Annotated in this window: 12 protein-coding genes; 1 reads left to right on the forward strand and 11 read right to left on the reverse strand. The window is 62.1% G+C overall.

Going from position 1 to position 12428, the window contains the following annotated elements; genetic code table 11:
• Positions 1–7: 7 nt before the first annotated feature.
• From JYK05_RS20810 to JYK05_RS20860, 11 genes are all read right to left on the reverse strand, one after another.
• Entirely contained in the window at positions 8–616 is a 609-nt protein-coding gene (locus JYK05_RS20810) for a c-type cytochrome (RefSeq protein ID WP_206470392.1), read from the reverse strand.
• Positions 609–1901 (reverse strand): sulfite dehydrogenase, encoded by a 1293-nt coding sequence (gene soxC / locus JYK05_RS20815; protein ID WP_206470393.1) that lies wholly within the window; start codon positions 1899–1901, stop codon positions 609–611. Before soxC ends, JYK05_RS20810 begins: the two co-directional genes overlap by 8 nt.
• A 172-nt stretch (positions 1902–2073) precedes the next feature.
• Positions 2074–2856 (reverse strand): SDR family oxidoreductase, encoded by a 783-nt coding sequence (locus JYK05_RS20820; RefSeq protein ID WP_206470506.1) that lies wholly within the window; start codon positions 2854–2856, stop codon positions 2074–2076.
• 28 nt (positions 2857–2884) lie between these two features.
• A complete protein-coding gene (locus JYK05_RS20825) occupies positions 2885–4345 on the reverse strand; it encodes an FGGY family carbohydrate kinase (RefSeq protein ID WP_206470394.1) in 1461 nt (486 codons plus the stop codon).
• A 10-nt stretch (positions 4346–4355) separates the two neighbouring features.
• On the reverse strand, positions 4356–5438 hold the full coding sequence (locus tag JYK05_RS20830) for an ABC transporter permease (protein ID WP_371826470.1): 1083 nt from the start codon (positions 5436–5438) through the stop codon (positions 4356–4358).
• A 19-nt stretch (positions 5439–5457) separates the two neighbouring features.
• Positions 5458–7005: a sugar ABC transporter ATP-binding protein gene (locus tag JYK05_RS20835; protein ID WP_175943351.1), complete on the reverse strand. Its 1548-nt coding sequence runs from the start codon at positions 7003–7005 to the stop codon at positions 5458–5460.
• On the reverse strand, positions 7002–7637 hold the full coding sequence (locus JYK05_RS20840) for a DUF2291 family protein (RefSeq protein WP_206470395.1): 636 nt from the start codon (positions 7635–7637) through the stop codon (positions 7002–7004). The genes JYK05_RS20835 and JYK05_RS20840 overlap by 4 nt, the downstream gene beginning before the upstream one ends.
• Positions 7638–7711: 74 nt before the next feature.
• Positions 7712–8656 carry a D-ribose ABC transporter substrate-binding protein gene (locus tag JYK05_RS20845; RefSeq protein ID WP_175943355.1) on the reverse strand — a complete coding sequence of 315 codons (945 nt, stop codon included), beginning with the start codon at positions 8654–8656 and terminating at the stop codon, positions 7712–7714.
• 48 nt (positions 8657–8704) lie between these two features.
• Positions 8705–9502: a GolD/DthD family dehydrogenase gene (locus tag JYK05_RS20850; RefSeq protein WP_206470396.1), complete on the reverse strand. Its 798-nt coding sequence runs from the start codon at positions 9500–9502 to the stop codon at positions 8705–8707.
• A gap of 14 nt (positions 9503–9516) precedes the next feature.
• Positions 9517–10461 (reverse strand): transketolase family protein, encoded by a 945-nt coding sequence (locus tag JYK05_RS20855; protein ID WP_206470397.1) that lies wholly within the window; start codon positions 10459–10461, stop codon positions 9517–9519.
• Positions 10454–11308 carry a transketolase gene (locus JYK05_RS20860; protein WP_175943361.1) on the reverse strand — a complete coding sequence of 285 codons (855 nt, stop codon included), beginning with the start codon at positions 11306–11308 and terminating at the stop codon, positions 10454–10456. Before JYK05_RS20860 ends, JYK05_RS20855 begins: the two co-directional genes overlap by 8 nt.
• Before the next feature lie 177 nt (positions 11309–11485).
• Between JYK05_RS20860 and JYK05_RS20865 the strand changes: the two genes are divergently transcribed.
• Positions 11486–12253, forward strand: a complete 768-nt coding sequence (locus JYK05_RS20865; RefSeq protein WP_206470398.1) for a DeoR/GlpR family DNA-binding transcription regulator — start codon at positions 11486–11488, stop codon at positions 12251–12253.
• The last annotated feature ends 175 nt before the right edge of the window (positions 12254–12428 follow it).

Consider the following 12428-nt stretch of genomic DNA (forward strand, 5'->3'; position numbering starts at 1 on the left):
CGCGACATCACAGATGACCCGGCCGCGGGTCCGGCACGAAGCCGTCGCGATTCGGCATGCGGATGGCAGCGAGCGAATGCGCGTCCAGCCGCGCGTCGTCGGGCACGATGCCGTTGCGGTTCAGAATCCATGCGCTCAACGCGTACACCTCGTCTGCGCTCAACGATTGCGGCGCGTTATAAGGCATCGCGCGGCGGATGTAGTCGAAGAGCGTCGTGGCATACGGCCAGTAGCTGCCGACCGTGCGTACCGGCTTGTCGCTCGCGAGCGTGCCGCGTCCGCCGATGAGCCGGTCGCCCAGGCCGCCTTCGCCGTTGGCGCCGTGACACGCGGCGCACTTCGCGGCGAAGATGTGCGCGCCGGTCGCCACGTCTCCGCTGCCCGCGGGCAGGCCACGGCCATCGGGCGCGACATCGATGTTCCATGCGGCGATTTCCGTCGCGTTCAACGGCGTGCCGATGGCGTCGATGGCCGCGCGTTGGGTCGGGTCGTGCGTGAGCGCGTTCTGCGCGCCGTCATCGCGTGTGGGCGTGCTGCATGCAGCGAGCGATACCGCAGCGACGCCGATCATCAACGGCCGCAACAGACGATGCTTCAGAGCCGGGGCGTTATGCATTTTTCACGCTGCCATCGGCGCCGATGCGCCATTGCTGAATGCCGTTGTAGTGATAGTTCGAATTCAGCCCGCGCGCGGCGACCAGCGCCTCGCGCGTCGGCTGAACGTAGCCGGTCGAATCGGTGGCGCGCGAGAGAATCGCGGCAGGCTCGCCGTTCCAGACCCAGCCTGCGTGAAAGCGCGTCAACGCGCGATCTTTCGGCGGGCCGTCGAGTTGCGCTTCCTGCCATGAGCGCCCGCCGTCGGTCGACACCTCGACCTTGCGAATCGATCCACGCCCCGACCACGCGAGCCCGATGATCGGGTAATAGCCGTGAACCGTGAGCCGATGCCCCGGCGACGGCCGCGTGATGACCGATTTCGCGTCCATCTCGAACACGAACTGGCGCGCCTGCCCGTTCGCGACCGGGTCCGTGTATTTCGACGTTTCCTCGCGTGTTTCCAGCGGCGCGTCGACGAACTTCAGCCTGCGCAGCCACTTCACGTTCGTATTGCCCTCGAAGCCGGGCACCACGAGCCGCAGCGGATAGCCGTTCTCCGGCCGCAGGCGCTCGCCGTTCTGCGCATATACGATGAGCGCGCGGTCGAGAATGCGATCGAGCGGCAGGCTGCGCGTCATCGCGGCGGCGTCGGCGCCTTCCGCGAGCATCCAGCGCGGCGTCTGACCGTCACTGGCCGCGAGACCGCCTGCGGCTTCGATCAGCGTCGAAAGCCGCACGCCGGTCCACTCGCAGCACGACAACAAGCCGTGCGTCATCTGAACCGGCAAACCGCTCGGCCCTTTCCATTCGCTTGCGGTGTTGCCCGAACACTCCAGAAAGTACACGTGCGATTCGGATGGCAGGCGCAGCAAGTCGTCCATCGTGAAGAGCTTCGGCTCGCGCACGAGACCATGAATCGCGAGCCGGTGCTGCTCCGGATCGATCTCGGGCACGCCCGCATGATGCCGCTCGTAGACGAGCCCGTTGGGCGTAATCGCGCCATGCAGATCGGCGAGCGGCGTCAGCGACGAAGCCTGGCCCGGCACGGGAAACGCGCGGGCCGCGCGGCGCACGACGTTCGCTTCGTGCGACGATGGCACGCCATACGGATGCTCGAGAATCGGCGCGCCAGGCGTGCGCGTCCACGGCTGAACCTCGAGCGGCTGCAACAGCGAGGACGCAGCGTTGGCGCTCGGCGCCACCACTGCCGAGACGGCGAGACCGCGCAACATCCGACGGCGCAATGGCGATGCCGTTGTGTCGGTATTCGCGGAAGGCGATGAAATGCGGGGAGTTCGCGGCATGCTTGGGGCGCCGGGGAGAGTGTCGGTCAGGGCGACCAGTATAGGACGCGCCTACTGGGACGCACAGCCCTTGTTTCGCCTATCGATATGAGGCCGGGTCATAAGCGCACGTCGCAGCGTTGCGCGTTGACATTTACTTAGTCATGCCTAACGACACATGCTCATCATCGCATCACGACATAAACATGCCGCCGTCCACATTGACCGTCTGACCCGTGATGTACGCGGCGTCGTCCGAGGCTAGAAACGTTACGAGCCCCGCGACGTCGCCGCCATTGCCGGCTCGCTTCATGGGGATATTGGCAACCCATTCGGCCATCAATTCGCCAGGTTTGTAATCGCCCAGCAGTTTGCCCCACGCTTCGTCGTTATACGACCACATGTCCGTCGTGATGATGCCGGGGCAGAAAGCGTTCACCGTGATGCCCGTGGGCGCGAGTTCCTTCGCGAGACTCTGCGTGATGCCGAGCACGCCGAACTTGCTCGCCGCGTAATGCGGCGTGTAGACGAAACCCTGCCGCGCCTGACCCGACGCCGTGTTGATGAGCCGCCCCGCTTTGCCTGCGCGCAGCATGCGTGTGGCCGCTTCCTGGCAGCACAGAAAAACGCCCTTGGTATTCACGGCCATGACCTTGTCCCACTCGCTTTCAGTCAGGTCCGGCAACTTGGCGATGGTGATGACCCCCGCGTTCTGCACCGACACGTCCACTTCCCCGAGTTTGCTCGCGACTTCCTCGTAAAGCGCGACGACCTGAGCTTTTTCCGTCACGTCCGTCTCGACAGAGAGCGCCTCGAAGCCCGATTCACGTAAACGCGCCGCTGCATCGTGGACGCTCTTTTCGTTCGCGCTGACGCACACCTTCGCGCCTTCTTGCGCGAAGCGCTCCGCAATGGCTAGACCGATGCCACGGCTGCCGCCCGTCACGACCACGACTTTGTTCTCGAACCGCTTCAATTGTTGCGCCACTGAGATTCTCCGGGAGTTAAAGACGCTCGATCCATCGCAGCCATTGCGCATGATTCTCCGCAGCCGCTTCGACACCACTGCCGGGCTCGACGCGTCGTGCCACGACACGATGCGTCTGCCAATCGTCGAGCGATGCGGCGAGGCCCGCCTGATACGCCGCGAGCGCCGCCGCGCCCGACGCCGAAATCTCGCTGACCGCGAGCGTGCTGACAGGCCGATTCAACGTGTCCGACAGATATTGCAAAAGAAACGGACGCTGCGTGAGGCCGCCGTCGAGGTACAACTGCGCGAGCGGCACGTCGGCCGCCTGCTCCATCACGTTGATGACGTCCTTGATCTGATAGACGATGGATTCATACGCCGCGCGCGCCACATGCTGCCACGACGTCGAAAAGTTGAGTCCGACGATCTGCGCGCCGCCCGGATACTTCCAGTGCGGACAGCCGATGCCCGAGAACGATGGAATCACGAATACGCCGCCGTTGTCGTACTCGGTGAACGCCTGCTCGGCCTTGGCGAAATCGTCGAACAGGTTGAGCTTTTCCTTGAGGAACGCGGGCGTCGATCCCGCGCTGATGATGATCCCTTCTAGCGCGTAGTTCACGCGCTTGTCGGTAGCGAAGCAGAGCGTCGAGACGAGGCCGTGTTCGGGCTCGCGCGCCTTCCCGCCGACGTTCATCATGATGGACGATCCCGTGCCCATCGTCGCCTTCGCGACGCCAGGACTCAGGCACCCTTCGCCGACGGCGGCGGCGTGTGAATCGCCGATCATCGAAAGAATAGGCAATGGCGCGTCGAGCAGGCCGTCGAAATCGGTCATGCCGAAGTCGGACGCAGACGGCCGAAGTTCGGGCAAGCGCAGTCCTTGCAGGCCGAACGTCTCGATGAGTTCGCGATCCCATTCCAGCGTGCGAAGATTGAGCAGCATGGTGCGCGACGCATTCGTCACGTCGGTGCGATACGCCGCGCCGTTCGTCAGCCGATACAGCAGCCAGCTATCGACCGTGCCGAAGTACGCGTCGCCCGCCGCGATATGCGCGTGCGCGCGTTCATCGTTCTCGTTGAGCCAGATGAGTTTGGTGCCTGAAGAATACGGGTCGATCAGCAAGCCCGTCTTTTGCGCGATGAGCGGCTGCAAGCCGTCGCGCTTGAGCCGTTCGCAAATGCCGAGCGATCGCTGGCATTGCCACGACACGCCTGGGGCGATCGGCTCGCCCTTCGCGTTCCATAAGACGACCGTCTCGCGCTGATTCGATATGCCGATGCCCGCGATGTCGCCTTTGAATCCACTCAGGCATTCGTCCACGGCTTTCAGCACGGATGCGTACAACGCATTCGCATCCTGTTCGACGAAGCCCGTGCGCGGCGTGGTGCATGTAACCGGCGCGAAGCCGCGCGCATGAACCTGTCCGGTCTGGTCGAAGACGAGGGCCTTCGTGCCGCTCGTGCCCTGATCGATGGCGAGAATATGGCTCATGGTTTCTTCCTCACGCGGTCAGCGAAACCATGCGCGACTGCAGGCGCTGCTGCAACTGGTCGATGACCACGGCGAAGATAATGACGAGGCCCTTAATGACCATCTGCCAGAAATCGCTGATGCCGCACATCACCATGCCGTCGCCCAGGATGCTGATCACGCACGCACCGACGACCGAGCCGAACACGGTACCGCGCCCGCCCATGAGCGCGGTGCCGCCGAGCACGACCGCCGCGATGGCGTTCAGTTCGTAGGTCTGTCCCGTCAACGGGTGTGCCGTCTGCAACTGCGCCGTGATCACGAGTCCGACAATCGCCGCGCAGAATCCCGAGAACATGTAGACGAAGAGCTTGACGCGATTCGTTCGGATTCCAGAGAATCGCGCCGCTTGCTCATTGCCGCCGATGGCATAGATGCGCCGGCCGAGCGGCGTCTTTCGCGCAACGAAGATGGTAATGGCCGCGAGCACAAGCATGATCCACACCGGCATCGAGAGGCCGAGAATCGTGCCGTTGCCGATGAACTCAAAGCCCGGGTTGCCGAGTGCCGGATTGCCTTCGAGGTCCGCGAAGGTGCTGCCGTTGTTGACCAGCAGCGCCGCGCCGCGCACCACGTAAAGCATGCCGAGCGTCGCGATGAATGGCGCGACGTTGAGCATGGTGATGAGATAGCCGTTCACCGCGCCGATCAACGCGCCCAGCAAACACGCGATGATCGTCACGCCCCACGGATTGAAGAACACGATGTGATGCCCGATCTTCACGCCTTCGAGCAACAGGTATCCCGCCGCCATGCCGCTAATGCCGACGATGGAGCCCACCGACAAGTCGATACCGCCCGTCAGGATCACGAGCGTCATGCCGATAGAAAGAATCGCGACCACGGTGACATGCTTCGCCATGATGAGCAGGTTGCCGGTCGAGAGGAAGCTCTCGGTGGCGAGCGAGAACACGATGATGATCGCGAATAGCGCGATAAAGATGCGCAGCTTGAGCAGATTGACCGCGACGCGCGACGCCACATAGGCGCCGTGCCGGTTGTGCTTCGCATGCACCGGCGTGACCGGCGGATTGCTGCTGTTGGGTGTATTCATGGTTCGGATCTCGGTTGCCTCACACTACGGCAGTCGCGGGCGTCGATGCGCGCACGATGCGTTCACTGTCGAATTGGGGCCGGTCGAGCACGGCGGTCAGCTTGCCGCTCGCCATCACGAAGACGCGGTTGGACACGGCCATCGCTTCGTCCAGCTCCGATGTCGCGTAGATCACGGCGATGCCCGACCGCGCGAGCAAGCTGATCGTCTTGTAGACGTCTTCTTTCGCGCCCACGTCGATACCGCGCGTCGGTTCGTCCATCAACAACACTTTGGGCTTCGTCAACAGCGCCTTGCCGATGACGACCTTCTGCATGTTTCCGCCGGATAGCGACGTGATCGGCGCATCGACGGACGCAGCTTTGATGGCCAGTTTCTTCACGATGTCGTTGGCCGCTTCCACTTGTTTGTCGCGCGTGAGCGCACCGACGAAGCGCCGCGTGAACTTGCCGAGGCTGGACAGGGTCATGTTCTCGAGTATGGTCATCAGTTGCACCATGCCCTGCTTCTGGCGGTCTTCCGGCACGAGCGCGATGCCAGCCTCGATGCGCTTCGGTATCGGCAAGTCTTCGATGGCCTTGCCTGCGAGTTCTATCTCGCCAAGCGCGAGGGGATTCGCGCCGAGTAGCGATTCGAGCAACTCGGTGCGGCCCGCGCCCATCAATCCGTAAATGCCGATCACTTCGCCGGCACGCGCGGTGAAGGACACGTGATCGACCGCATAGATCCCGTTCGAACGCTTGAGCGCAAGGTCTTTCACCTTCAGCACTTCGCGGCCGATTTCGTGCTGCTCGAACGCGAAACGCTTCTTCGAAGAGCCGACCATCGCTTCGATGATCCACGGAATGTCGATGTTGGCGATATCGTTCTCCGCCACGAGCCGCCCGTTGCGCAGCACGGTGATGCAATCGCCGATCGCCATGATCTCTTCGAGGCGATGCGAGATATAGATCACCGTCACGCCCTCTTCCTTGAGTTGGCCGATGATCTTGAAGAGAATCTCCACTTCCGTCTTCGAGAGCGCGGAAGTCGGCTCATCCATGATGAGCACCTTGATGTGCTTCGACAACGCCTTCGCGATCTCCACGAGCTGTTGCTGACCGACGTACAGATCGCCGAGCCGCGTGCGCGGATCGATCGCGATGTTCAGCCGGTCGAGCAGTACTTTCGCCTGGTGGTTCTCCATCTTCGAGCGGATCACGCCCGAGTTCGTGATCTCGTTGCCCGCGAAGATGTTCTCCGCCACCGTCATGTCCGGGAAGAGATTCAACTCCTGAAAGATGATGCCGATGCCGTGCTGCTCCGCACTGCGCACATCGGTGATCTGCGCGAGCTTCTCGTCGATCCAGATCTCGCCCGAGGTCGGCGTTTCCGCGCCCGCAAGCAGTTTCATCAACGTAGACTTGCCCGCGCCGTTCTCGCCGATCAGCACGTTGACCTTGCCGCGCCGCACCTTATAGTCCACATCGACGAGCGCCGCCGTGCCCGGATACTGCTTCGACAGCCCGCGCGTTTCGATCACGTTGATGGGGTTCATCGTGCGGGCGGTATGCTGGTTCTCGTTCATTTCCAGGCCACCGGAATCGCGCGGATCTCGCCTGCAGGCTCGCTCCAACTGCTATAGACGGCAGAGACATCGACCGAATCGCCGACCTTCAGCTTGAGGGAACTTTGCACCCGCGCCACGACGAGCTTGTTCAATTCCTGACCGAACGCGGCAAAGCGCGTCTGGTCGTCGAAGTCACTGTATTTGACTCCGGGAAAGCCGTCGCGCACGCCCGTGCCGATCACCACCGGACCTGTTTCGAGCGCGATCTGAACGGGATCGCCGCCATTCGCGGGCGCCACTTCCACGTACGCCTTGCCGACGCGCGACGTCGAATCGATCTTCGTGACCTTGCCCTGCACGCGCAGCCAGAAGTTGCACGGGAAAGCATTGCTCTGACGGAAGCCGTATTGCTTGCAGGCATCGTCGAAATTCTGGTTCAGCGCGCTGATGACCTGCGCCGCGGGCTTCGCGTTCTTGTCCGCGTACGGGACCAACTGGTCGTTCAGGATCTTGGCGGCGTCCGGGCCCTTGTGCTGCCCTTGCGCGCGGATGTCGGCCAATTCGGTATCGGTGACGACGTGGCACGCCGACAAACTGGCGATGCAAAGCATCGACACCAGCCGCCAGCGCGCGAATACGGGATGAACCATGACGACCTCGACCTCACATGACAAGCCATGTGCGGGCGCAGCCCTGCGGCGCCCGCATGGAGCAACAACGCGTATTACTTGTTGTAGTAGAAGTCCTTCACGTGCGACGCGTTGTCTTTCGTAATGAGAATGCCGCGCGTGAGCTGACGCTCCTGCTCGCCGGTCTTGCCGGTCTTGATGTATTTGTCGAGCAGATCGACGCCGTGAATCGCGATGCCCTGCGCCTGCAGCATGACGGTGGCCTTCAGCTTGCCCGCGAGCACGGAGTCGCGCTCGTCGTTGCTGCCGTCGATGCCCATGACGACCACGTCCTTATGTCCCGCAGAGTCCAGCGATGCAATCGCGCCGAGCGCAACCGGGCCATTGCCGCAAATCACGCCCTTGATGTTCGGATGCTCTTGCAAGATGGAATCCATCGCCTGCTTGCCGGGCAAAAGTGCGCCCTTCGCATCCTGACGCGCGACCATCTTGAGATCGGGATACTGGTCCAGCACCTGATGGAACGCCTGCGAGCGCGTCACGCAGTTCTTGTCCGCGAGGTTGCACGTTAGTTCGACGTACTCACCCTTCTCGCCGATGGCTTCCACGAAACGCTGCGCCACTTCGGTCCCCGCTTGCAGATTGTTATGGCTCAACTGCGCAATGGCGATCCCGTCCTTCGGAATCTCGCGGTTGATCAGCACGACCGGCACTTTCTTGTCCGCGGCTGCGCGCACCGTCGCGACGCTCGCGTTGGAATCGGCGTTATCGAGAATGATGCCCTTCACACCCTTGCCGATGACGAGATTGACCAGCTCGTTTTGCTTGTTCACGTCCTCGCCATGGGAAAGCACGATGGTGTCGTAGCCGAGCTTCTTCGCTTCTGCATCCGCGCCCTTCGCTTCGGCGGCGTAATACGGATTGTCGAGCGCATTTACAAGAATCGCGATGGTGCCTTTGCCCGCTGCATTCGCGGTGGCGGGCAACGCGGCGGCGAACGAAACGGCCACCGCTGCTGCAACTGCAAGCTTCTTCCACATGTTGTTGTCTCCGGTTTGTTTGTCTTTCTTCGACAGCGTTGGACTGGCTCAGGCGATCGTGTAGCCTCCGTCGATCATGATGTCGGCGCCCGTGATCATGTCGGCGCCGTTCGAGAGCAGAAAGAGAATCGCGGCGGCGATTTCATCGGTATAGGCGAAGCGCCCTACAGGGATCAGCTTCTTCATGTTCTCGCCCTTCTCGCCTTCCCAAGCCGCCGCGCCCATCGGCGTCAAGACGACGGTCGGCGAGACCGTGTTGACGGTAATGCCGCGCGCCGCCCATTCCTTCGCGAGCACCTTGGTCATGCCGATAAGGCCCGCTTTCGCCGACGTATACGCGCAATGCTGATCGATGGCGACGGTCGCAGCCTGCGACGCGATGTTCACGATCTTGCCGCCGTGGCCGCTTGCCAGCACCGCGCGCGCGAAGTGCTTCGAGCACAGGAAGGGACCGGTGAGATTGACGCCGATCTGCCGCTGCCATTCGTCGTAGCCGATGTTCTCCGCGGGTGTCAGCGTGATGCACCCTGCGGCATTGACGAGCAGGTGTAAATCGCCAAAATGGTCGTGAGCCGCTGCAATGGCCTTCTCGACGTCAGCCTCGTTCGCGACATCGCACGGAAAGGCTTTTGCGTTGTTCGCGCCGAGTTCTTCGATGGCGGCCTGCACGCGCGGTTCTTCGAAGCTCGGATAGAGAATCGCGACGCGTGCGCCCTTCGCGATCAGCGCGGCATTCGTCGCCATTGCGATGCCGCCGAGCCCGCCCGTCACCACTGCGACCTTGCCATCGAGCCGGAAGTCGAAGTCCACGCCATGACGCAACGACATGTCGTACTGAATGCTCATTCCTGTCTCCTCTCTTATTGAGCGCAGTGCGCGCGTACGGCATTCGCGATACCGGCCGCGTCGATGCCATAGTGTTTGCGGATGCCCTTACGCGTGCCGTACTTGGCGAACTCCCCTTCGGTGATGCCGAGCGTCGTGAGCGGCCGCCCGATCTGCCGCCGCGCCATCAGCAATGCAACGGTCGCGCCGATACCGCCGTGCAGCGAATGCTCCTCGACGGTCACGATGGTCTCGTGACGCTCGATGATCGAAGCGAGCGCGTCCTGATCCAGCGGCCGAAGCGACGAAAGGTTCACGAGCGTCGGATTGACGACGCCCTCTTTCTGAAGCGCTTCGCATGCGTCGAGCGCCTCGCCGACGACCGATCCGAGCGCGATCACCGCGACTTTCGACCCTTCGATAAGCACGTCGGGACGCCCCGGCAGAAAGCGGTACGAGGCGTCATGCACCACGGGAAACTTCGCATTGTCGAGGCGGATATAGACAGGCCCTTCTACCGATGCCGCGTAGTCGATCATTTGCGCGACTTCTGCCTCATCGCAGGGCGCGAAAATCTGCACGTTGCCGAAGCCGCTCATGATCGACAGATCGTCGATAGCGTGATGCGTCGATGCGAGCGGCCCGTATGCGACGCCCGCGTTCAAGCCAAGCATCTTCACATTCGTCGCGCTGTAACAGACGTCGTTCTTCACCTGTTCGTTGGCGCGTCCGACGAGGAACGGCGCGGCATTCGCGGTGAACACGATGTGTCCGCCGAGCGCGAGCCCCGCCGCCATGCCGACCATGTTTTGCTCCGCGATGCCCACGTTGATGACGCGGTCCGGGTAGCTTTCCAGGTACGGCCCGATCTTCGAGGTCGACGTCGAATCCGCGACCATCACGATGATGTCTCGCCCGGCCGCAGTCAGACGGCTGATCGCGTTCACCGCGCCGTCGCGCAAGTCAGCGAGTTCACGCATGGTCGAGCTCCTTCAGCGCCTGCTTGAGTTGGTCTTCGTCGGGAAACTTGTGATGCCACGCCGGCACGTTCTCCATGAACGACACCCCGCGGCCCTTGATGGTGTGCGCGATGACGACTTTCGGCTTCCGATTGTCGTAGTCGAGACTTTCCATTAGTTTCCAAATGGCGTCCGGCTGGTTTCCATTGACGTCGTGGACTTCGAAACCGAAAGCGCGAAACTTCTCGTCCAGCGGGTCGAGGTCCATGATGTTGTGCGTGAAGTCGGCAAGCTGAAGCCGGTTGCGGTCGACGATCACGACGAGGTTCGACAGTTCGAAGTGCGCCGCCGCCATCGCGGCTTCCCAATTGGAGCCTTCTTCGAGTTCGCCGTCGCCGGTCAGCACGAACACGCGGCCGGTGGCGCCTTCCGTCTTAGAAGCGTGACGCTGCTTCGCCATCGCGAGACCCGCCGCGATGGGAAAGCCGTGACCGAGACCGCCGGTATTGACGGTCACGAAGGTTGGCAGCTTCTGCCGCACCGGGTGGCCCGGCAGGCGCGAATCGTCTTTCAGATACGTGAGCAGTTCTTCGTCGCTCAGCCAGCCGAGTTCCGCGAAACAAGAATAAAGACCGCCGACACCGTGACCTTTGCTCAGAATGAATTCGTCATGCCAGCGCACCTTGCGCTCGGCATCGACTTCATATCGCATCACATGAAAATAGAGCGCCGCGAGAATGTCGGCCTCCGACATGTCGCCGCCCGTGTGACCGCTCTTGGCCGTCGCGTTCATCACGCAGATCTTCTTGCGGATCTCTTGCGCCCGGCGATGAAGCGCGTCGCCGGACTGCTTGAAGGGGTTTTCCATTCCCTGCTCCCAGACTTCCTGTTTGCTTGGAAGCAGTTTCTTTTAGTTTCTTTAGAAAGTCAAAAAGAAATCAAAGAAAAAGGGAAAACACCTAGTGAAGCACCACCGATCTTCTGATCAGGCACAATGCGCACTGGAGAGGCGCGTTCATGCAGCGCCTGCGCAGGAAAATAAAAAATGGATCAACGAACCCGGACCGAGAAGATTTTCGAACGCGTGCAGACCGCGAAACTGGTGAAGCTCTCGGAGCTTTCCAGCGAATTCGGCGTGTCGATGCCGACGATCCGCAAGGACATCGACGAGTTGCAGCGGCTAGGACGCGTCGAGCGCGTGCACGGCAACGTGCGGCTGAAGGCAGCGCAAAGCGATGGCACGCGGCGCACCTACGAGACGCCTGTGCTGCCGACGAGTCCTGAGAAGGCGATGATCGGCAAGAAGGCAGCGAGCCTGATCGAGAACGGCGATTCCGTGATTCTGGATTGCGGCGCGACCGCGACGGAGCTCGCGAAGAACCTGCTGGACCGGCAGAACCTGCGCGTGGTGACCAACGCGCTCAATATCGCCATTCTGCTGGGCGCGGAGCCGACCAACCGCGTGATGCTCACGGGCGGCATCTTCAAGCCGGAGACGATCGCAGTGTCGGGCGAGAAGGCCTCGACGTTCTTCGAGGGCATGTTCGTCGACAAGCTCTTTCTCGCGGCAGGTGGCGTGTCGATGGAGTCGGGCATTTCATACCCGGACTTCATCGATCTGCACGTCAAGCGAGCGATGATCGATGCAGCGAAGACCGTCTACCTGCTGGCGGATTCCAAAAAGTTTGGCAAGCGCGAGTTTGCCGCCTTTGGGGCGATCGACCGGATCGATTATCTGGTGACGGACGAAGGGCTCGGCGGGGAATTCGTGGACTGGATTAAAGCGAACGGAATCGAGATCTTGTACGCGTGAGCGGGCGGCGAGCGCCTCGCGCCGCGCTCACCGCGCTACCACGTCAACTCTGCGTCGTCGGCGTTCGAGAATTCGCCCATCGCCATGGCGCCTTCGCCGCTCTCCGCAATCGCCTTCCTGGCTTCGGCCCAGCGCTCTCGCGCTCGAGGCGCCGGGCGGCAGCGAAGACGCGCAT

The sequence above is a fragment of the Caballeronia sp. M1242 genome (assembly GCF_017220215.1).
Classification (GTDB): domain Bacteria; phylum Pseudomonadota; class Gammaproteobacteria; order Burkholderiales; family Burkholderiaceae; genus Caballeronia.